Consider the following 20,872-nt stretch of genomic DNA (forward strand, 5'->3'; position numbering starts at 1 on the left):
CTCGCTACCCTCGTCCTTCATCCCGAACACGAACGCGCCGGACGGATCGCAACGCCCGTCGTTCAGCCGCGTCGGCAGATCGGGCTCGACGTCGACGATTCGCGTGAACACGCCGCTGCGCAGGTCGGCGACGCGCAGCAGCGCAACGGGATCGGAATCGGGGAGCGGGCGGGTAACGGTCATCGCGGGGTCGTGGCGGCTGGCAAGGCGGCCGCCGGGGACGAGCCCGCGGCGGTCAGGTCGTGAAGCGCCCGGCGCGCAGCGCGGCGAGCGTGTCGGCGGGCCAGTGTTGCAGGTCGCCGCCCAGATAGTCGGTCACCACTTTAGCAGACCCGCATGCGAGTCCCCAACCGGCCGGGCCGTGCCCGAAATTGACGAATACGCGCGGATGCGGGGTCGGACCGACGACCGGCAGGCCGTCCGGCGACAGCAGCTGCATGCCTTGCCACGACAACGCGGCCGAGATTCTGGCGGCACCAGGCACCCAGTCGTGGACGGCCTGGCCGAGCAACGCGAGCGCCGCCTCGGACAGTGGCTCGGCGAGCGGTTTCGCGGTGTCGGGCACGCTCTGCAGCACGGCGCCGCCGCCGACGCGCAGCCGCTGGTGAGTGCGCGTGATCGAGATCCGCTTGATCGAATCGATGACGTTCAGGTGCGGCACGTGTTCTTCGTAGGCGATCGGCGCGGTGAGCGTATGGACGCGCACCGGATGCAGCGGCAGGCGCCAGCCGAGCCGGGCGAGCAGCGGCAGGCTGCCGGCGCCGGCGGCGACCACGATCGCGTCGGCGGAAATCACGTCGACCTCGCGCGCATTCGACGCGCGCCGGTCGCCGGTCGGGACGAGCTCGACCGCGGCGCGGCCCGTGTCGACGCGGATCGCGGCGACTTCCGCGCCGAAGCGGAACTGCACGCCATGCTCGTCGAGCGCCTGCTTGACCAGCTTCGTGAACAGCGGGCAATTCCCGGTGCGTTCGGTCTCGAGCAGCACGCCGCCGGCGAAGCCGGGCTCGGCCGGCACCGACGGCTCGATGGCCGCGCATTCGTCGGCGGAGAGCAGGCGGTACGGCTGGTCGAGCGTGCGCAGCAGGTCGAGCGCGGGCTGCATCGCGTCCCAGTCGCGCGGATCGCGCACGACGTGCAGGATGCCGGGCTTCTGGTCGAATTCGAGTTCGAGGTGCGTCTCGATGTCGGCGAGCGTGTCGCGCGACGCGTCGATCAGCGGGCGCAGCCGCGCGTACTGGGCGGCGAATGCGTCGGGCTCGCGCAGCGTGCCGAGCTGCTTGACGAAGCGGCGCACGCCGCCGTTGAAGCCCGGCTTGTAGACGATGCCGCTGTCGCGCGGCTGGCGCTGGCGCATGAAGGTCGGGCCGAACCAGACGTCGAGCGGGCTCGGCTGCAGCGCGCCGCCGTCGCCGTAGGTCGCACCCTGCGCGACGGTCGCGTGGCGTTCGACCACGCACACGCGGTGGCCAGCCGCGCGCAACTGGTAGGCGGTGGCGACGCCGCTGATTCCGCCGCCGATGACGATGACATCCATGGATTGCTTCGATGACGGGCGGCGCGCAGGCGCCGTCCGGTGAGAATTCGCTGAGGGCCCCGGCCCGGTGAAGCCGGAATGATAGCGCCAAAATCGCGCGAACCAGCGCCGGGCGAGCAGGGATCGTGCAGTCGCGCCACGGCCGCCGGTTGCCGCGCCCGCGCGGGGCGGCCCGGCGGGCAATCCGGCGAGCGATCTGTGCACGGCGCGGACCGCGGCACCGTTGCGGTGCATGCGGGCTGCCGAACGGCCGGTCTTGGGCGACCGACTTCCGGGTATAATTACGGCCTTCCTTTCGCCCTACGTCGCCACCTTGCGCGACTCATCGACGTCAGTCCAGCCCATGGCTCACTTCTCGTGTTTTCCCGGCGCTTCGGCCCTCTCCGATTTCCGTCAAACCCGTCTGCTCGACACGCTCAAGCAAATCGACGCCAACATCGTCGCGGTGCGCGGGCAGTTCCTGCACTTCGTCAATGCGGCCGAGCCGCTGTCGGCCGACGACAGCGCGCGCATCGATGCGCTGATGCACTACGGCGCGCCGTTCGAGCCGGCGGCCGAGAAGGGTACGGCCGAGACCTTCGTCGTGCTGCCGCGCTTCGGCACGGTCTCGCCGTGGGCGAGCAAGGCGACCGACATCGCGCAGCACTGCGGCCTCACGCAGGTGCGCCGCATCGAGCGCGGTATCGAATTCACGGTCACGCTGAAGTCGGGCCTGCTCGGCGGCAAGAAGGCGCTGTCGGACGACGCGCGCGCAGCCGTCGCGGCCGTGCTGCATGACCGGATGACCGAAAGCGTGGTCGCGGCACGCGACGACGCGAAGCACCTGTTCGACGAACTGCCGGCCAAGGCGCTCGCGAGCGTCGACGTGCTGGGCGTCGGCCGTGGCGCGCTCGAACGCGCGAACGCCGAGCTGGGCCTCGCGCTCGCCGATGACGAGATCGACTACCTGGTCGACGCGTTCCGCAGGCTGGAACGCAATCCGACCGACGTGGAACTGATGATGTTCGCGCAGGCGAACAGCGAACACTGCCGCCACAAGATCTTCAACGCGCAGTGGACGATCGACGGCGAAGCGCAGGACATGTCGCTGTTCGCGATGATCCGCAACACCGAGAAGCTGAACCCGCAGGGCACGATCGTCGCGTATTCGGACAACTCGTCGATCATGGTCGGCGCCGAAGCCGAACGCTGGTTCCCGCGCAACGCAGGCGCGGCCGGCGAGCCGGGCGAGCGCTATGGCCGCCACACCGAGCTCACGCACACGCTGATGAAGGTCGAGACGCACAACCACCCGACGGCGATCTCGCCGTTCCCGGGTGCGGCGACCGGCGCCGGCGGCGAGATCCGCGACGAAGGCGCGACGGGCCGCGGTGCGCGCCCGAAGGCCGGCCTCACGGGCTTCACCGTGTCGAACCTCGACCTGCCGGATGCCCGCCAGTCGTGGGAAAACGCACGTGACGCGGCGCAGCCGGTCGGCGAGCGCAACCCGAACGACGCGCACGGCCCGTATGGCCGTCCGGACCGCATCGCGTCGCCGCTGCAGATCATGATCGACGGCCCGCTCGGCGGCGCCGCGTTCAACAACGAATTCGGCCGCCCGAACCTCGGCGGCTACTTCCGCGTGTACGAGCAGAACGTCGGCGGCAAGGTGCATGGCTATCACAAGCCGATCATGATCGCGGGTGGCCTCGGCAACATCGCGGATCAACATACGCACAAGCACGACGTGCCGGCAGGCTCGCTGCTGATCCAGATCGGCGGCCCCGGCATGCGGATCGGGATGGGCGGCGGCGCCGCGAGCTCGATGGCGACCGGCGCGAACACGGCCGAACTCGACTTCGACTCGGTGCAGCGCGGCAACCCCGAAATCGAACGTCGCGCACAGGAAGTGATCAACGGCTGCTGGCAGCTCGGCGCGGAAAACCCGATCCTGAGCATCCACGACGTCGGTGCGGGCGGCCTGTCGAACGCGTTCCCCGAGATCGTCGACGGTGCGGGCAAGGGCGCGCGCTTCGAGCTGCGCAAGGTCGCGCTCGAGGAATCGGGCCTGTCGCCGCGCGAAATCTGGTCGAACGAAGCGCAGGAGCGCTACGTGCTGGCGATTGCGCCGGCCGACCTGCCGCGCTTCGAGGCGATCTGCGCACGTGAGCGTTGCCCGTTCGCGGTGGTCGGTGTCGCGACCGACGAACGCCAGCTGAAGCTCGTCGACGACGAAGCGACGGGCGCCGACGAATATCCGGTCGACATGCCGATGGAAGTGCTGCTCGGCAAGCCGCCGCGCATGCATCGCGACGTCACGCGCGTGGCAACCGAGCGCGCCCCCGTCGACGTGACGGGCATCGCGCTGTCGGAGGTCGCGGTCGACGTGCTGAAGCACCCGACGGTCGGCAGCAAGTCGTTCCTGATCACGATCGGCGACCGCTCGGTCGGCGGCACGTCGGTGCGCGACCAGATGGTCGGCCCGTGGCAGGTGCCGGTGGCCGACTGCGCGGTCACGGCACTCGACTACGCGGGCTTCAAGGGCGAGGCGATGACGATGGCCGAGCGCACGCCGCTCGCAGTGATCAACGCACCGGCCTCGGGCCGCATGGCGGTCGGCGAGGCGATCACGAACATCGCGAGCGCGCCGATCGCGTCGCTCGACAAGCTGAAGCTGTCGGCGAACTGGATGGCTGCGTGCGGCACGGCCGGCGAGGACGCCGCGCTGTTCGACACGGTCAAGGCGATCGGCATGGAACTGTGCCCGGCGCTCGGGATCGGCATCCCGGTCGGCAAGGATTCGCTGTCGATGAAGACGAAGTGGGACGAGCAGGGCGTCGCGAAGGAAGTGGTGTCGCCGGTGTCGCTGATCATCTCCGCGTTCGCGCCGGTCGAGGACGTACGCCGTCACCTGACGCCGCAGCTGCGCCGCATCGCCGACGCGGGCGACAGCGTGCTGATCGCGATCGATCTCGGCCGCGGCAAGAACCGGATGGGCGGCAGCATCTTCGCGCAGGTCACGCAGCAGGTCGGCAACACGACGCCGGACGTCGACGACGCTGAAGACCTGAAGCGTTTCTTCAACGCGATCCAGTCGCTCAATGCGCAGGACAAGCTGCTCGCGTACCACGACCGCTCGGACGGCGGCCTGTGGGCGACGGTCTGCGAAATGGCGTTCGCGGGCCACGCCGGCGTGTCGCTGAACGTCGACATGCTGACGCTCGACCCGAATCACGAATCCGACTACGGCGACGCGAAGGACTGGGCGAAGCAGACGAGCGGCCGCCGCGAAGACCGCACGCTGCGCGCGCTGTTCTCCGAGGAACTCGGCGCCGTCGTGCAGGTGCGTGCGTCCGACCGCGACGCGGTGCTCGGCGCGCTGCGCGAGTTCGGCCTGTCGGCGTGCTCGCATGTGATCGGCTCGGTCAACGACCGCGACGTGATCGAGGTGTACCGCGACGCGAAGAAGATCTTCGACGCACCGCGCAGCGAACTCCATCGCGCCTGGAGCGAAGTGAGCTGGCGCATCGCGCGCCTGCGCGACAACCCCGCGTGCGCGGATGCCGAATACGACGCGCTGCTCGACGTGGCCGATCCGGGCCTCTCGCCGGTGCTGAGCTTCGATCCGGCCGACGACATCGCCGCGCCGTTCATCGCGACCGGCGCACGGCCGCGCGTCGCGATCCTGCGCGAGCAGGGCGTGAACTCGCATCTGGAAACGGCCTACGCGTTCGACCGCGCGGGCTTCGATGCGCACGACGTGCACATGAGCGACCTGCTCGCCGGCCGCGCAACGCTCGCCGATTTTGCGGGGGCGGTCGCATGCGGCGGCTTCTCGTACGGCGACGTGCTGGGCGCGGGCGAAGGCTGGGCGAAGACGGTCCGCTTCAACGCGAACCTCGCCGACATGTTCTCGGCCTTCTTCGCGCGTCCCGACACGTTCGCGCTCGGCATCTGCAACGGCTGCCAGATGCTGTCGAGCCTCGCGTCGATGATCCCGGGCGCGGAAGCGTGGCCGAAGTTCACGCGCAACAAGTCCGAGCAGTTCGAGGCGCGCTTCTCGTTCGTCGAAGTGGAGAAGTCGCCGTCGATCTTCTTCGCGGGCATGGAAGGTTCGCGGATTCCGGTCGCAGTCGCGCACGGCGAAGGCTATGCGGACTTCTCGCAGCAGGGCGACATCGATCGCGTCGCGGTCGCGATGCGTTTCGTCGACCACCGCGGCGAAGCGACCGAGGGCTATCCGTTCAACCCGAACGGCTCGCCGGCCGGCATCACGTCGGTCACGACGGCCGACGGCCGCTTCTCGGTGCTGATGCCGCACATGGAGCGTGTGCATCGTACGGTCGCGATGAGCTGGCACCCGGAAAGCTGGGGTGAAGCGAGCCCGTGGATGCGCGTGTTCCGCAACGCGCGCCGCTGGATCGGCTGATCGGGATGATGTTCGACCCGAACGCGCCGGTCGAGGTCGTCACGCTGCGCGACGCGCGCGCGAGCGAGGCCGACGCGATCGGTCGCGTGATCGTCGCCGCGTTCGCGGGCGAACCGGAAGGCGGGCAGTTCGAACGGCGGATCGTCGACACGCTGCGGGCGGACGGTGCGCTGAGCGTATCGCTCGTCGCGGAGCGCGACGGCCGCCTGATCGGGCACGTTGCGTTCTCGCCGGTGTCGATCGGCGGCGAACCGTTCGACGGCTGGTATGGGTTGGCGCCGCTCGCGGTGCTGCCCGACTGCCAGCGGCAGAGTATCGGCGCGGGGCTGGTGCGCACGGGGCTCGACGCGTTGCGCCGGCTTGGCGCGCGCGGCTGCGTCCTGCTCGGCGAACCTGCTTATTACACGCGGTTCGGCTTTGCGCCATCCGGCGACATCGTGTTCCCGGGCGTGCCGCCCGAGTATTTCCTGGCGCTGTCGCTCGACGATTCGGCGCCACGGCCGTCGGGCGACGTCCGCTATCACGACGTGTTCTATCCCGCGTAACGCGAGTCGATCTGGTGCACGCGAAAGGCCGCTCTTCGGAGCGGCCTTTTCTTTTGGTGGAGGTGGAGCGCGGCGCAGCGTGATGCACCGGCAATCAGTGCGCGGGCCATAAAAAAACCGCTCCGAAGAGCGGCTTTTCGATGCGCGTGCGGCGCGTGCCGGCGTTACTTGACGGTTGCCTGCTGGCGCAGGCCTTCCTCGAACGCCTGCAGCTTCTGCTGCACGAGCTGTTGCGCGATCTGCGCCTTCACCTGCTCGAGCGGCGGCGGGGCGACGTCGCGGATGTCGTCGACGCGGATGATGTGCCAGCCGTACTGCGTCCTCACCGGCGTGTCGGTCATCTGGCCTTTCTGCAGCTTCTGCGCAGCTGCCGCGAATTCCGGCACGTACGCCTTCGGATCGGACCAGTCGAGATCGCCGCCGTTCTTGCCCGAACCCGGATCCTTCGAGTATTGCTTCGCGAGATCCTCGAACTTCGCGCCGGCCTTGATCTTCGCGATCAGGTCCTTCGCCTGCTGTTCGTTGTCGACGAGGATGTGGTGCAGGTGGTATTCGCGGTTGCCGCCGGCGCTCTTGACGAGGTCGTCGTAGCGCGCCTTCACTTCGGCGTCGGTCGGCTGGTTCTTCTTCAGGAAGCTCTCGATCATCGAACGCAGCACGACGGTTTGCTGCGCGACGGCGACTTGCGCCTTCACGTCAGGACGGTTCGGGATGCCTTCGCGGATTGCTTCCTGCATCAGGATTTCGCGGTTCACGAGTTCCTGGCGCACGGCCTGCTGCAGTTGCGGGCTGTCAGCCTGGCCTTGCTGGACGAGCTGAGCCACCATGGCGTCGGCGCGCGACTTCGGAATCGGCGTGCCGTTGACGACAGCGATGTTCTGGGCAAATGCCGGTGCCGCTGCGAAAGCAGCCGCCGCGACCCACAGGCGGGGGGATTTCAGGATCATCGGGAATTCCTAATGAGACTAGATTGAAGATTCGTTGAATTCTTCGGGCGTGTAAGCCACGATCGCGAGCGCGTGAATGCCGCGCTGCATCGCATCAGCGAGCGCATCATACACCAGCCGGTGCCGCGCGACGCGCGGCTTGCCCGCGAAGGCGGCCGACACGATCGTGACCGTGAAGTGGCCGCCGGCGGACGCGCCGGCGTGGCCCGCGTGCTGCGCGCTGTCGTCGCGCACGGTGAGCGACAGCGGGGCGAGCGCCGCGTTGAGGCGCGCTTCGATCAGCGCGATGCGTTCGTCGGGCGACGCGTGGAGAAAGGCGTCCGTCATGTCACTCGTCCTTCAGGTATTTCGTGAGCCACAGGCTCTGCAGGATGATGAACACGACCATCGCGCCGGTCGTGCCGAACAGCTTGAAGTTCACCCATTGCGATTCGGTGAAGTTGTGCACCACGTACAGGTTCGCGACGCCGAGCACCGCGAAGAACAGCGCCCAGGCGACGTTCAGCTTGTCCCACACGGGGTGCGGCAGCGTGAGCTGCTTGCCCATCATCTTCTCGATCAGGTTGTTGCCGAACGCATAGCGTGCGGCGAGCAGCCCGATCGCAAACAGCCAGTACAGCACAGTCGGTTTCCATTGAATGAATTTCTCGTCATGCAGGACGAGGGTGGCGCCACCGAAGACGACGATCACGCCGAGGCTGACCCACAGCATCGTGTCGACCTTCCGGTGCCGGAAGGCGACCCATGCGACCTGGGCCAGCGTCGCGATGATCGCGACGGCGGTGGCGGTAAAGATGCCCCAGACCTTGAAGGCGACAAAAAACAGGATGATCGGAAACAGATCGAACAGGAATTTCATGGCGCTCGCAGCTGCGTGAAAGGCCGCTTGCGCGGCCTTTCACCGTTGTAGGGACCCGCCAGGCACCGCTGGAGCGGATCGGGCGGCGGCGTGGGGCGCCCCGCGGATCCGCCCGGCGCCGCTCATTCGTTTTCGGGTCGGGACTCGAAGTTTAACGCAGCCGAATTGATGCAGTAGCGCAAACCGGTCTGGTCGCGCGGGCCGTCCTCGAAGACGTGGCCGAGATGCGCGCCGCAGTGGTTGCAGCGCACCTCGACGCGCACCATCCCGTGCGAGTAGTCGACCTTTTCGTCGATCACCTCGCCGTTGAGCGGCTTGAAGTAGCTGGGCCAGCCGCAGCCCGAATGGAATTTGGCGCCGGATTCGAACAGCGGCGTGCTGCAGACGACGCAGTGGTAGATGCCGGCGTCTTCGGTGTCGGTGTATTCGCCGGTGAACGCACGCTCGGTGGCCGCGTGCTGCGTGACTTCGTACTGCATCGGCGTGAGCCGGCGGCGCAGTTCGGCGTCGTCCTTCTGGTACGGGAAGGTCTTGTCGTCGGAATCGTGGGACATGGGGGTTCTCCTGATCGGTCGGTCGATACGCGCGGGTTGGGGCTCAGGACGAGCAGCTCACTTCGAGCGACCCGGCCCAGTCGGGCGGCAACGCCGCGTACGCTTCATGCTCCGGTTGTTCGTCGAACGGCCGGCGCAGGATCTGCGCGAGCCGCTCGACTTCCGAAAAATCCTTTTCCTTCGCGCGCCGGATCGCGACTTCGGCCAGATGGTTGCGCAACACGTATTTCGGGTTCGCGCGATTCATCGCGGCCGCGCGTGCGGCGTCGTCGCGCGTTTCCTCGGACAGCCGCGCGCGATAGAGGTTCGCCCACGCATCGAATGCGTCGCGGTCGATGAACAGGTCGCGCACCGGCGCGTCGCGGCTCGCGTCGTGCTTCGAGATCTGCGCGAGCCGGCGGAACGTCAGCGTGAAATCCGCGTGGCTCGCATGCATCGTTTCGAGCAGCTTGTTGGCGAGCTCGGCATCGTTCTCGCGTTCGAGCTCGAGGCCGAGCTTCGCGCGCATCGCGCGTTCGAGCGCGGGGCCGAAACGTTCCGGGAACTTCGCGAGCGCGGCCTGCGCGTCTTCCACCGCACGCTCGGCGCGCGCGTCGTCGTCGGCGATACCGTGCTGCAGCCCGATCAGCGGCAGCAGCGCCTGCGCGAGGCAATAGCAGTTCCAGTGCGCGATGCGCGGCTGCATCCGGTACGCATAGCGCCCGCTCGTATCCGAGTGATTGCAGATGTGGTTCGCGTCGAACGCGTCGACGAAGCCGAACGGGCCGTAGTCGATCGTCACGCCGAGGATCGACATGTTGTCGGTGTTCATCACGCCGTGGCAGAAGCCGACGGCCTGCCACTGCGCGACGAGGTCGGCCGTGCGCAGCGTCGCGGCCTCGAGCAGCGCGAGGTACGGATCGTCGGCGCGGCGGCAATCCGGGTAGAAGCGGTCGATCACGTGATCGGCGAGCTGGCGCAGCAGGTCGGGGCGATCGTTCGAGAAGAAGTGCTCGAAGTGGCCGAAGCGCACGAAGCTCTCCGACACGCGTGTGACGACGGCCGAGGTCTCGATCTCCTCGCGCACCACCGGCTGGTCGGAGCCGATCACCGTCAGCGCGCGCGTGGTCGGGATGCCGAGGTGATGCATCGCTTCCGAGCACAGGAATTCGCGGATCGACGAGCGCAGCACCGCGCGGCCGTCGCCCATCCGCGAGTACGGCGTGCGGCCGCTGCCTTTCAGCTGCAGCTCGTAGCGGCGGCCATCCGTGCCGGTGCGCTCGCCGATCGTCAGCGCGCGGCCGTCGCCGAGCTGGCCGGCCCACACGCCGAACTGGTGGCCGGAATACACCGATGCGTACGGCATCGCGTGCGCGGGCCAGTCGCGCGTCGGATTGCCGGCGAACAGCTCGGCGAAGCCGGGCTGCGCGGCGATCGACGGCGGCAGGTCGAGCAATTGCGCGACTTCATCGGAAAAGCCGACGACGTACGGCGCGGCTAGCGGCGCGGCCGGCAGCCGCGTATGAAACGCGTCGCCGAGCGTGACGAACGCACCTTCGGCGGGTGCGCCGAGCGTGGCGGCGAGGTCGGGGAGAGTGTCAGCCGGATCGGCTTCGCTTCGGGAAAACGACATGTTGAGCGCCTCTGGGTAAGCCGATATTGTAAGGCGGCGCCGCGCCGCCCGCATGGTGGCGCGCGCACCGTGCGCCACGCCCGTCCGGGGCCGCTGACGGGCGCGTCGCAGAGCACCGATTCGCATCCTCACGGAGAACAAGACGATGGGTAAACCGTTGCTGGGCCAGATGATGGACATGCCGTTGCTGGTGTCCTCGCTGATTTCTCATGCCGCACGGCATGCCGGCGATACGGAGATCGTGTCGAGGCGCGTGGAAGGCGATCTGCATCGCTACACGTACCGCGATTGCGAACGCCGCGCGAAGCAGCTGGCGCAGGCCCTCGCGCGGCTCGGTGTCGAGACCGGCGATCGCGTCGGCACGCTGGCGTGGAACGGCTACCGGCATCTGGAAGCGTATTACGGGATCGGCGGCATGGGCGCCGTGTGCCACACGATCAACCCGCGCCTGTTCCCCGAGCAGATCGCGTACATCGTCAATCACGCGGACGACCGCTACGTCTTCTTCGACATCAATTTCGCCCCGCTCGTCGACGCCATCGCGCCGCAATGCCCGCACGTGAAGGGCTGGGTCGCGATGACGGACGCCGCGCACCTGCCGTCCGGCACGACGCCGTTCCTCTGCTATGAAACCCTCGTCGAAGCGGAGGACGGCCGCTACGACTGGCCGCGCCTCGACGAGCAGCAGGCGTCGGGGCTCTGCTACACGTCGGGCACGACCGGCAACCCGAAGGGCGTGCTGTATTCGAACCGCTCGACCGTGCTGCACGCGTACGGCGCCGCGCTGCCCGACGCGATGAACCTGTCCGCGATGGACGCCGTGCTGCCCGTCGTGCCGATGTTCCACGTCAACGCATGGGGGCTGCCGTACGCGGTGCCGCTCACGGGCGGCAAGCTCGTGCTGCCCGGCAAGGATCTCGACGGGAAATCGCTGTACGAGCTGATGGAAGCGGAGCGCGTGACGTTCTCCGCGGGCGTGCCGACCGTGTGGCTCGGGCTGCTCAATTACATGCGCGAAGCCGGCGTGCGCTTCTCGACGCTGAACCGCACGGTGATCGGCGGCTCCGCGTGCCCGCCCGCGATGCTGCGCACCTTCGAGGACGAATACGGCGTGCGCGTGATCCACGCATGGGGGATGACCGAACTGTCGCCGCTCGGCACGCTCGCGAAGCTCAACTGGGCGCAATCGCAGCGGCCGCTCGACGCGCAGCGCAAGCTGCTCGAGAAGCAGGGCCGCGTGATCTGCGGTGTCGACATGCGCATCGTCGGCGAGGACGGCCACGAGCTGCCGTGGGACGGCGTCGCGTTCGGCGAGCTGCAGGTGCGCGGCCCGTGGGTGATCGACCACTACTTTCGCGGCGAGTCGTCGCCGCTGTCGGACGGCTGGTTCCCGACCGGCGACGTCGCGACGATCGACCCCGACGGCTTCCTGCAGATCACCGACCGCAGCAAGGACGTGATCAAGTCGGGCGGCGAGTGGATCAGCTCGATCGACATCGAGAACGTCGCGATCGCGCACCCGGGCGTGGCCGAGGCCGCGTGCATCGCCTGTGCGCATCCGAAATGGACCGAGCGCCCGCTGCTCGTCGTGGTGCCGCGCGAAGGGGCGAACCTGAGCCGTGACGCGCTGCTCGCGTTCTACGAAGGCAAGGTCGCGAAATGGTGGATTCCCGACGACGTCGTGTTCGTCGAATCGCTGCCGCATACCGCCACCGGCAAACTGCAGAAGCTGAAGCTGCGCGAGACGTTCCGCGATTACGTGTTGCCGACGGCGGTCTGCGAGCCGTAACGCCGGCGCCCGGGCCGGAAGCGGCTCGCGCAGCGGTCGCCCGATCCGTCCCCGGATCGGGAATAAAATTCAAATTGAACGACCGTGCTTTTTCGTTGTATGCTGCCTCAGTTCATTCGGACATGCGGCTGTTCGACCGCGCACAATGAAGCGCAGCCACCCCGGCGCGCGATGCATGGAGGCAGGCAGATGGCAGTGGATTACTCGACTCGCGACGGCGTGGCCGTCCTTACGCTCAACAATCCGCCCGTCAACGGGCTTGGTCTGTCGACCCGTCAGGGCGTCATGGACGCGCTCGATCGCGCCGCGCAGGACCCGTCGGTCACGGCCATCGTGCTGACCGGCGCGGGACGCGCATTCTCGGGCGGCGCCGACATTACCGAATTCAATACGCCGAAGGCGCTGCAGGAGCCGACGCTGCACACTGTGATTCGTGCGGTGGAGGCGAGCGCGAAGCCCGTCGTCGCGGCGCTGCACAGCGTCGTGATGGGCGGCGGCCTCGAGCTCGCGCTCGGCGCGCACTACCGCGTCGCGGCACCCGGCGCGCAGGTCGCGCTGCCCGAAGTGAAGCTCGGCCTGCTGCCGGGCGCGGGCGGCACGCAGCGCCTGCCGCGCGCGGTAGGGCTCGAAACCGCGCTGAACATGATCGTGTCGGGCGCGCCCGTGCCGTCGGAGCAGCTTGCGAAGAGCGGGCTGTTCGACGAAATGGCCGATGGCGACCTGCTCGACGCGGCCGTCGCGTTCGCGCGCAAGGTCGGTGCCCAGAAGGGGCCGCATCCGCGCGTGCGCGATCGCAAGATCGTTCACCCGAACGCCGCGGGCTTCATCCAGTTCGCGCGCAATTCGGCGAAGGCCGCCGCACCGAACTTCCCCGCGCCGCACAAGTGCATCGACGCGATCGAGGCCGGCGTGCTGCATGGTTTCGACAAGGGCAGCGTGGCCGAGCGCGACGGTTTCGTCGCGCTGATGATGACGCCGGAAAGCCGCGCGCTGCGGCACGCGTTCTTCGGTGAGCGCGCGGCGAGCAAGATTCCCGACGTGCCGGCCGATACGCCGCTGCGCGAGATTCGCCGCGTCGGCGTGATCGGTGCGGGCACGATGGGCGGCGGGATCGCGATGAACTTCATCAACGCAGGCCTGCCCGTCACGCTGCTCGAGACGAAGCAGGACGCGCTCGAGCGCGGCATCGCGACGATCCGCAAGAACTACGACGCGCAGGTGAAGAAGGGCAAGCTCACGCAGGAAAAGCTCGACGCGCGCATGGCGCTGATCACGCCGACGCTGTCCTATGACGACCTGAAGGACGCCGACCTGATCGTCGAGGCCGTGTTCGAGGAACTCGGCGTGAAGGAACAGGTGTTCACGAAGCTCGACGAGGTCGCGAAGGCGGGGGCGATCCTCGCGTCGAATACGTCGACGCTCGACGTCGACAAGATCGCGGCGTTCACGAAGCGCCCGCAGGACGTCGTCGGCATGCACTTCTTCAGCCCGGCGAACGTGATGAAGCTGCTCGAGGTCGTGCGCGGCGCGCAGACCGCGAAGGACGTGCTAGCCACCGTGATGGCCGTCGCGAAGAAGATCCGCAAGACGGCGGTCGTGTCGGGCGTGTGCGATGGCTTCATCGGCAACCGGATGATCGAGCAGTACATCCGCCAGGCGCTCTTCATGCTCGAGGAAGGCGCGCTGCCCGCACAGGTCGATCGTGCGATCGAGAAATTCGGTTTCGCGATGGGGCCGTTCCGGATGAGCGACCTCGCCGGCAATGACATCGGCTGGGCGATCCGCAAGCGCCGCTACGTCGAGCAGCCCGGTCTCCAGTACTCGAAGATCGCCGACCGCCTGTGTGAGCAGGGCCGCTTCGGCCAGAAGACGGGCGCCGGCTGGTACGACTATGTGCCGGGCGAGCGCAAGGCGAAGCCGTCTTCGCTCGTCGACGAGATGGTCGTCGCGTATTCGAAGGAGCGCGGTGTCGAGCGGCGCAAGATCGGCGACGACGAGATCGTCGAGCGGCTCGTGTTCGCGCTCGTCAACGAAGGCGCGAAGATCCTCGAGGAAAAGATCGCATCGAAGGCGTCCGACATCGACATGGTCTACCTGACCGGCTATGGCTTCCCGCTGTGGCGCGGTGGCCCGATGCTGTACGCGGACGTGGTCGGCCTCTACAACGTCGAGCGCGCGATTCGCCGCTACGCGGCCGCGCCGAACGGCGACGCATGGCAGCTCGCGCCGTCGATCGCGGAGCTCGCGAAGGCCGGCCGCGGGTTCAACGGCTGACGCGCCGGATCGCGGCGCGACGCACACCCGGAGAAACGCAATGAAACGCACCGACGACGTACTGCTCGTGATCGACGTGCAATACGACTTCATGCCGGGCGGCGCGCTCGCGGTGCCCGACGGCGACGCGGTCGTGCCGGTGATCAACGCGCTCGCGCAACGCTTCGACCAGGTCGTGCTGACGCAGGACTGGCACCCGCGCGAGCACGTGTCGTTCGCGGCGAACCATCCGGGCCGCGAACCGTTCTCTACGCTCGCGCTGCCGTATGGCGAACAGGTGCTGTGGCCCGTGCACTGCGTGCAGGACACCGAAGGCGCGGCGCTGCACCGCGATCTCGACATCCCGCATGCGCGGCTCGTGATCCGCAAGGGCGGCGACGCGCAGGTCGACAGCTATTCCGCGTTCGTCGAAGCCGACCGCACGACGCGCACCGGGCTCGCGGGTTATCTGCGCGAGCTTGGCGCGAAGCGCGTGTGGTGCTGCGGGCTCGCGACCGACTATTGCGTCGCGTGGTCGGCGCTCGATGCGCGCGCGGCCGGTTTCGAAGCCGCGGTGATCAACGATGCGTGCCGTGCGATCGACCTGAACGGGTCGCTCGCCCACGCATGGCAGCAGATGCAGGCAGCGGGCGTCGCGCATGTGACGTCCGCGGGCGCGCGCCCGTAGGCGTAGCGCATTCCCCATCCGATTCAGGACATGATGCAGGACCGAAGGAGACTCGCATGACCGAAGCCGTAATCGTATCGACCGCCCGCACGCCGCTGGCGAAATCCTGGCGCGGTGCTTTCAACATGACGCACGGCGCGACGCTCGGCGGCCACGCGGTCGCGGCCGCGCTCGAACGCGCGAAGCTCGACCCGGCGCGCGTCGAGGACGTGATCATGGGTTGCGCGAACCCCGAAGGCGCGACCGGCGCAAACATCGCGCGGCAGATCGCACTGCGCGCGGGGCTGCCCGTGACCGTGCCGGGGATGACGGTGAACCGTTTCTGCTCGTCGGGGCTGCAGACCATCGCGCTGGCCGCGCAGCGGATCATCGCGGGCGAAGGCGAAGTGTATGTCGCGGGCGGCGTCGAATCGATCTCGTGCGTGCAGAACGAGATGAACCACCACATGATCCAGGAAGGCTGGCTGGCCCAGCACAAGCCCGAGATCTACTGGAACATGCTGCAGACAGCCGAGAACGTCGCGAAGCGCTACGGCATCTCGAAGGAGCGGCAGGACGAGTACGGCGTGCAGTCGCAACTGCGGGCCGCGGCCGCGCAGGAAGCCGGGCGTTTCCGCGACGAGATCGCGCCGATCACCGTGCTCGCGGGCATCGCCGACAAGGTGACGGGGCGCCTGTTCACGAAGGAAGTGACGGTCTCGGCCGACGAAGGGATCCGCCCCGACACGACGCTGGAAGGCGTGTCGAAGATCCGGTCGGCCGTGCCGGGCGGCGTGATCACCGCCGGCAACGCGAGCCAGTTCTCGGACGGCGCGTCGGCCTGCGTCGTGATGAGCGCCGACGTCGCGCAGCGCGAAGGGCTGCAGCCGCTCGGCGTGTTCCGCGGTTTCGCGGTGGCCGGGTGCGAGCCGGACGAGATGGGCATCGGCCCCGTGTTCGCGGTGCCCAAGCTGCTGAAGCAGGCGGGGCTGAAGGTTGACGATATCGGCCTGTGGGAGCTGAACGAAGCGTTCGCGGTGCAGGTGCTGTATTGCCGCGACACGCTCGGGATTCCTGAGGACCGCCTGAACGTCAACGGCGGCGCGATCGCGGTCGGCCATCCGTACGGCGTGTCGGGCGCGCGCCTGACGGGCCATGCGCTGATCGAAGGCAAGCGGCGCGGCGTGAAGTACGCGGTCGTCACGATGTGCATCGGCGGCGGGCAGGGCGCGGCCGGCCTGTTCGAAATCCTCTGATCTTTGGCAGGAGGCGGCCGCGGTTTCGCTTCGGCGAAGCGGGCGGCCGCGACGCGAATTGGCGCGATCGAGTCGCCATTCGAAACAATCGGGAAGCAAAAGGCGTGCGCCCGGCAATGCCGTTTCCCCTTACTTGTCAAACGAATTGCCCCACCTATACTTGCTCTGACATTTGCCTTTCGGCACGATGGGCCGGATCGTGCGTTGTGCGATCCGTGCCGCGAAGGTTCGAACCAACGCAGCAGACCGACCGGGGACCGAATGAGTACGACCTATGCAGCCGGGGAACCGCCGCGCGTCGTCAGCGCGGCCGCGAGGCTCTACGCGAAATGCCTGCTGGTCGGATTCGCGTTGCTGCCCGCCTATCTGATCGCCTATCTGTGGTTCTTCAGCGACCCGCGCGTCGTGTTCGAGAGCCACGCATTCCATGAAATCGCGATTGCTGCCGCGACCCTCGAAGGCGCGTTCGTCACCTACGTGACGTGGGTGTGCTACCGGTCGTCCGGCGAGCCGCTGCTGCGCTGGCTGACACTTGGCTTTCTTGGCTTCGCGATGATCTATGCGTTGCACGGTGCGTTCACCGGGATGGCGCATCACAACATCTGGCTGTTCCTGCTGTACGGGCCCGCGTCGCGGCTCGTGATGTCGATCCTGCTGCTCACGGGCCTGATGTCGTATTCGCGTCCGCCTGATCGCTTCGAGAAACGCACGAGCGTGCGCACGTGGCTGCCGTGGATCGCGTTCTTCGTGATCGTCAACGTGGCCGTGGCGTACATCGCGTATTCGCCGATCGCGGGCGCGCTGGGCACGCGGCTGTCGATGGAAGGCGGCGCGCTCGTGTTCTCGCTGCTGAACGTCGCCGTGCTGCTCGCGCGGCGGATCCGCTCGCCGCTGATGGTGATCTACGGCGTGTCGATCATGGCGTTCGCGCTGTCGTCGCTCGCGTTCATCCTCGGCAAGCCGTGGAATCACATGTGGTGGCTCGCGCACGCGATTTTCGCGGGCGGCTTCTTCCTGCTCAGCTACGGCGTCGTGCAGGCGTTGCAGACGACCCGCTCGTTCTCGGCGATCTACAGTCAGGAAGACCTGATGAGCCGGCTGTCGGAATCGATGGCGCGTACCGAGAGCGCGCTGCAGGAACTGCGGCGCACGAACCAGAAGCTCGAATACATGGCCGCGACCGATCCGATGACGGGCGCGTCGAACCGCCGGCAGTTCATCGCGCAGGTCGAGCGCGAGATGGTGCGGGCCGAGCGCGACGGCACGCCGTTCTGCCTGCTCGCACTCGATCTCGACAATTTCAAGAACATCAACGATGCATACGGGCACCAGATCGGCGACGAGGTGCTGCGCGGCGTCGTGCGCCAGTGCCTCGATGCGATCCGGCCGGCCGGCGGGCTCGCGCGGGTCGGCGGCGAGGAGTTCATGGCGCTGTTGCCGGATATGCCGCTCGAAGGCGCGCGGATGACGGCCGAGCGTGTGCGTTCGTCGATCGCGAGCTCGCCGTTCGGGCTCGATTTCAAGCGCGTGCAGGTGACGGTCAGCGTCGGCGTCGCGCAATACGGGGCCGACGGCAGCACGGTCGATGCGTTGCTGCGCGTGGTCGACGAACGGTTGTACCAGGCGAAGCGGGAAGGGCGGAACCGGGTCGTCGCGCGGTGATGCGGGTTTGCGCGGCAAGCGGGCGCCGGTGACCGGACGCGGGACATTCGGCAACGCGGGCACAGAGGCTGTGTCGAGCGCCTCGATCTCTAAGGAAGCCCCGGAGGCGGTAGCGCCCTCGGGGCTTTTGCATACCCGGTCAGCACGCGACTGGCGATCCGCTACCGCGTTGCCAGAGCCGCCGCGCTCTTCTTCGGCTGAGCATCCTGCATCTGCTGCGACGCCTGCCACCAGTACTTGCCCGTGCGCTGCTGCGGATCGCGGATCGCGAGATACGTGGTGCTCCACAGTTGTGCGGCGTTCGCCTCGGTCGCGTCCGCGCTGCGCGTGCCGAACGCATCGGTCTGGTACTTGCCGTTCACGTAGGACCACGTCCACATTTCCGACGTCCGCATGTCGCGTCCGTTCGAGATCACCTGCCAGATCGTCTGCCGCGCCTGTGTGAGCAGCGCGCGCGTCGCGGCCGACAAGTCCTGGCGCGCGAGCTGACGATCGAGCCCGGCCACCCACATCGCCTGCTGCCAGGACCAGATCACCGTGCCGTGATACGCGGAACTGGTGAACTTCGGCCACAGCGCCTGGCTTGCATACGCGGGGTTCGCGATCAGCATGCCGGCATCGGTCACGAGCCCGGTCGGGAACGGCCGCGTGACGTCGGTGACGATCCGCTGAAGCGCGTCGTCCGGCGGCGTGCCGAACAGCAGCGCGAAGCCGCCGTCCGAATTCATCACCGGAATCGGGTTGCCCTGCTGATCGAGCGACAGCGCGTAGAACGACAGCGGTGTGCCCGGTGCAGCGCCGGCCGGCACGCCCGCGGACGGCGCATAGGCCGATACGTCGGTGGCCGCCTGCGCGGCCGGCACGCTGACCTGGAACAGCGACGGTGCCTGCGTTTCCCAGGTGGCTGCCTGGTTCGCCGTGTTGGCGAGCGTCGCGCGTTGTCCGGCATCCAGGTAAGGGTCGAGCAGGCCGCGCGTGAGGAACGCGTTCGCCGCGCGGAGCGCGGCCGGCACAAGCACGGCATTCACGTCGTACGGGTAGACGCCGCCGCCGAGCCCGTCGGTGCTGTCGCGCCAGTTGCCGACGATCTCGCCGGGCCGCAGGTGGATCAGGTTCGCGACCGACGGCTGCTGCGCGAACGGCTGCGCGGTCGTCGCGACATGCAGCAGGTTGACGACCAGGCGGCTGCCATGGGTCTGCCCGTCGCTGCCGCGCTGCGCGAGATAGGCGGCCGCGCGGGCCTGGCCGCGCGTATCGTCGATCAGCCACGCGGCCGCGATCGGCGCGAGCAGGTAGTCGCTGTCGATCATCTTGTAGTCGTAGGTCGGCGTCGGATCGTTCGGCCGCCCGTTCTTCTGGTTGTCGACGAGCGCGAATTCGCCGATGCCTTCCTCGTGCGCGACCTTGCCGTCGGTCGACAGCCTGCCCAGCACCGACGACAGGCCGGCCTCGATCGCCGCGGGTTCGAGTACGGGCATCAGCATGCGCACCGAGATCAGCGTGTCGCGGCCGAAGTAGGTGTCGTACTGCCACGAGCCGGCCAGCAGCTTGTCGTGGAAGCTCAGGAACTCGAGCACGTTCTGGCTTACCGGGTCAGGGTTCACCGATGGCGCGAGCAGGTCGGCGCGCGTGATCGGCGACAACGGTGTCTCGCCCGACAGCGCATCGACATGCAGCCGCAGCGTGTGCGAGCCCGCCGGGGCGCTCAGGACGAACTTGCCGCCCGCTGCCGGCGCGATGCTGCCGCCGTCGCGCAGCGTGATGCGCAGTGAATAGCCGGGCGCGCCGTCGATCCGGTCGCGTTGCCATTGCACGGCGCTGCCCTGGACCGTCGGCGCGGTGAGGATCTGCTGCGGAATCGTTGCACCGCCGTTGAAGTCGCGCAGGAAGCGCACGTTGCTGAGCACGCCCTGGCGGATCGTCAGCGTGTCGGTGTCCACCGACACGTCGGCGCCGATGCCGTACAGCGGGCGGCCGTGCGTGTCGGGTGCCGACAGCGCGGACGGCGGCGTGTCGAGGTTCCAGTTCACCGGCTGCGCGGTGTCGTCGAACCACAGCCCCGTGCCGCTGTTGCCGGCGGGGAAGACCACGAGCAGGCGCGGTTTCGTCGACGAGCGCACCAGCAGGTGCGCGGCGACGTTGTCCTGCCGGTAGAACGCGTTGATCTGGCCGCCGGTGTCCATCCGGAACGACAGCGCGGCGGTGTTCGACGGCGGGCTGCTCGATGTGACGTCGTCGTTGCAGGCTGCGAGCAGGCTGGCGCAGATGAATCCGAGACACAGCGACTTCGCAAGGCGATGCATGTTGATGTCCCTCCTGATGACTGGCGATTTTTATGGGAATTATCGAATGAGCGGGTGCTCGGTCTGCTGCGTCCGGTATTGCATAATTCCTGGAAATGATGGAATTAATCAGGACGTGATTCTGAGGCGAACTGAATGAGAAATAACCGGTTGGCGGTTAATGCCGGAATTTAAAACAAAAGGAGGCGATGCCTCGGCTGGGCACGGAAAACTTCTCTGCTGGCGTTTCGGTACAGTACCGGCGCTGGTGTGTGCGGCGTGAAAAACGAAATGTAAGCCGTCGTAGGGGATTCTAAAGTTCGGATAAAGTCGAAGTCAATAATGATTTCAGGGTTTTCGAATAATGCTCTGGAATGAGGTCGCAATTATTGCTTGTCGGGTCGGTAAAATATGCGAATTCATGAGGGCATGGAGGTGCGCTGATTATCGATTTTGGTGAAAATGGATTGGCAATCAATATCCGTATTGGCGATTGATTAC

The 20,872-nt window shown here is 67.5% G+C and carries 14 protein-coding genes and 1 pseudogene; 7 read left to right on the plus strand and 8 right to left on the minus strand.

Annotation, left to right across the window (positions count from 1 at the left end; translation table 11 throughout):
* A pseudogene (locus tag G3N61_RS19160) lies at nt 1-126 on the minus strand (SMP-30/gluconolactonase/LRE family protein); the annotation flags it as partial.
* A gap of 109 nt (nt 127-235) precedes the next feature.
* Nucleotides 236-1,537: an FAD-dependent oxidoreductase gene (locus tag G3N61_RS19165; RefSeq protein ID WP_043188080.1), complete on the minus strand. Its 1,302-nt coding sequence runs from the start codon at nt 1,535-1,537 to the stop codon at nt 236-238.
* A 343-nt stretch (nt 1,538-1,880) separates the two neighbouring features.
* Here G3N61_RS19165 and purL point away from each other — a divergent pair, with 343 nt between their 5' ends.
* Together purL and G3N61_RS19175 are read left to right on the plus strand one after the other, a co-directional pair.
* On the plus strand, nt 1,881-5,945 hold the full coding sequence (gene purL, locus G3N61_RS19170) for a phosphoribosylformylglycinamidine synthase (protein WP_205823324.1): 4,065 nt from the start codon (nt 1,881-1,883) through the stop codon (nt 5,943-5,945).
* A gap of 5 nt (nt 5,946-5,950) precedes the next feature.
* A complete protein-coding gene (locus G3N61_RS19175; protein ID WP_205823340.1) occupies nt 5,951-6,490 on the plus strand; it encodes an N-acetyltransferase in 540 nt (179 codons plus the stop codon).
* Nucleotides 6,491-6,654: 164 nt separating this feature from the next.
* On the opposite strand, the gene G3N61_RS19180 is transcribed toward G3N61_RS19175, so the two are convergent.
* The 5 genes from G3N61_RS19180 to G3N61_RS19200 all read right to left on the minus strand — a co-directional run bounded on the left by G3N61_RS19180 (nt 6,655) and on the right by G3N61_RS19200 (nt 10,462).
* A complete protein-coding gene (locus G3N61_RS19180; protein WP_043188085.1) occupies nt 6,655-7,437 on the minus strand; it encodes a peptidylprolyl isomerase in 783 nt (260 codons plus the stop codon).
* An 18-nt stretch (nt 7,438-7,455) separates the two neighbouring features.
* Nucleotides 7,456-7,764: a BolA family protein gene (locus tag G3N61_RS19185; protein ID WP_043188087.1), complete on the minus strand. Its 309-nt coding sequence runs from the start codon at nt 7,762-7,764 to the stop codon at nt 7,456-7,458.
* A gap of 1 nt (nt 7,765) precedes the next feature.
* Nucleotides 7,766-8,296 (minus strand): septation protein A, encoded by a 531-nt coding sequence (locus G3N61_RS19190; RefSeq protein ID WP_174961081.1) that lies wholly within the window; start codon nt 8,294-8,296, stop codon nt 7,766-7,768.
* A 122-nt stretch (nt 8,297-8,418) separates the two neighbouring features.
* The gene (gene msrB / locus G3N61_RS19195) at nt 8,419-8,850 is read right to left on the minus strand and encodes a peptide-methionine (R)-S-oxide reductase MsrB (RefSeq protein ID WP_043188091.1); all 432 of its coding nucleotides are present in this window, start codon (nt 8,848-8,850) and stop codon (nt 8,419-8,421) included.
* A 43-nt stretch (nt 8,851-8,893) separates the two neighbouring features.
* Complete coding sequence (locus G3N61_RS19200) at nt 8,894-10,462, minus strand: protein adenylyltransferase SelO (RefSeq protein ID WP_205823325.1); 1,569 nt, start codon at nt 10,460-10,462, stop codon at nt 8,894-8,896.
* Between the two features lie 145 nt (nt 10,463-10,607).
* Here G3N61_RS19200 and G3N61_RS19205 point away from each other — a divergent pair, with 145 nt between their 5' ends.
* The 5 genes from G3N61_RS19205 (at nt 10,608) to G3N61_RS19225 (ending at nt 18,089) form a co-directional block, all read left to right on the plus strand.
* Entirely contained in the window at nt 10,608-12,251 is a 1,644-nt protein-coding gene (locus G3N61_RS19205; protein WP_205823326.1) for a 3-(methylthio)propionyl-CoA ligase, read from the plus strand.
* 189 nt (nt 12,252-12,440) lie between these two features.
* The gene (locus tag G3N61_RS19210) at nt 12,441-14,525 is read left to right on the plus strand and encodes a 3-hydroxyacyl-CoA dehydrogenase NAD-binding domain-containing protein (RefSeq protein WP_205823327.1); all 2,085 of its coding nucleotides are present in this window, start codon (nt 12,441-12,443) and stop codon (nt 14,523-14,525) included.
* 40 nt (nt 14,526-14,565) lie between these two features.
* A complete protein-coding gene (gene pncA, locus G3N61_RS19215) occupies nt 14,566-15,192 on the plus strand; it encodes a bifunctional nicotinamidase/pyrazinamidase (RefSeq protein ID WP_043188102.1) in 627 nt (208 codons plus the stop codon).
* Nucleotides 15,193-15,248: 56 nt separating this feature from the next.
* Nucleotides 15,249-16,427, plus strand: coding sequence for an acetyl-CoA C-acyltransferase (locus tag G3N61_RS19220; RefSeq protein ID WP_089450753.1), 1,179 nt, complete (start codon nt 15,249-15,251; stop codon nt 16,425-16,427).
* A 261-nt stretch (nt 16,428-16,688) separates the two neighbouring features.
* Nucleotides 16,689-18,089 carry a sensor domain-containing diguanylate cyclase gene (locus G3N61_RS19225; RefSeq protein WP_089450752.1) on the plus strand — a complete coding sequence of 467 codons (1,401 nt, stop codon included), beginning with the start codon at nt 16,689-16,691 and terminating at the stop codon, nt 18,087-18,089.
* Nucleotides 18,090-18,250: 161 nt separating this feature from the next.
* Here G3N61_RS19225 and G3N61_RS19230 read toward each other — a convergent pair whose 3' ends face one another.
* Nucleotides 18,251-20,392, minus strand: coding sequence for a hypothetical protein (locus tag G3N61_RS19230; RefSeq protein WP_205823328.1), 2,142 nt, complete (start codon nt 20,390-20,392; stop codon nt 18,251-18,253).
* Between the last annotated feature and the right edge of the window lie 480 nt (nt 20,393-20,872).

The sequence above is a fragment of the Burkholderia sp. Ac-20349 genome (assembly GCF_017104865.1).
In the GTDB taxonomy this organism is placed as follows: domain Bacteria; phylum Pseudomonadota; class Gammaproteobacteria; order Burkholderiales; family Burkholderiaceae; genus Burkholderia; species Burkholderia aenigmatica.

Coding starts and splice junctions, on each gene's coding strand:
- G3N61_RS19165 (WP_043188080.1), bottom strand. CDS start 1,537: ATGGATGTCATCGTCATCGGCGGCGGAATCAGCGGCGTCGCCACCGCC.
- purL (WP_205823324.1), top strand. CDS start 1,881: ATGGCTCACTTCTCGTGTTTTCCCGGCGCTTCGGCCCTCTCCGATTTC.
- G3N61_RS19175 (WP_205823340.1), top strand. CDS start 5,951: ATGATGTTCGACCCGAACGCGCCGGTCGAGGTCGTCACGCTGCGCGAC.
- G3N61_RS19180 (WP_043188085.1), bottom strand. CDS start 7,437: ATGATCCTGAAATCCCCCCGCCTGTGGGTCGCGGCGGCTGCTTTCGCA.
- G3N61_RS19185 (WP_043188087.1), bottom strand. CDS start 7,764: ATGACGGACGCCTTTCTCCACGCGTCGCCCGACGAACGCATCGCGCTG.
- G3N61_RS19190 (WP_174961081.1), bottom strand. CDS start 8,296: ATGAAATTCCTGTTCGATCTGTTTCCGATCATCCTGTTTTTTGTCGCC.
- msrB (WP_043188091.1), bottom strand. CDS start 8,850: ATGTCCCACGATTCCGACGACAAGACCTTCCCGTACCAGAAGGACGAC.
- G3N61_RS19200 (WP_205823325.1), bottom strand. CDS start 10,462: ATGTCGTTTTCCCGAAGCGAAGCCGATCCGGCTGACACTCTCCCCGAC.
- G3N61_RS19205 (WP_205823326.1), top strand. CDS start 10,608: ATGGGTAAACCGTTGCTGGGCCAGATGATGGACATGCCGTTGCTGGTG.
- G3N61_RS19210 (WP_205823327.1), top strand. CDS start 12,441: ATGGCAGTGGATTACTCGACTCGCGACGGCGTGGCCGTCCTTACGCTC.
- pncA (WP_043188102.1), top strand. CDS start 14,566: ATGAAACGCACCGACGACGTACTGCTCGTGATCGACGTGCAATACGAC.
- G3N61_RS19220 (WP_089450753.1), top strand. CDS start 15,249: ATGACCGAAGCCGTAATCGTATCGACCGCCCGCACGCCGCTGGCGAAA.
- G3N61_RS19225 (WP_089450752.1), top strand. CDS start 16,689: ATGAGTACGACCTATGCAGCCGGGGAACCGCCGCGCGTCGTCAGCGCG.
- G3N61_RS19230 (WP_205823328.1), bottom strand. CDS start 20,392: ATGCATCGCCTTGCGAAGTCGCTGTGTCTCGGATTCATCTGCGCCAGC.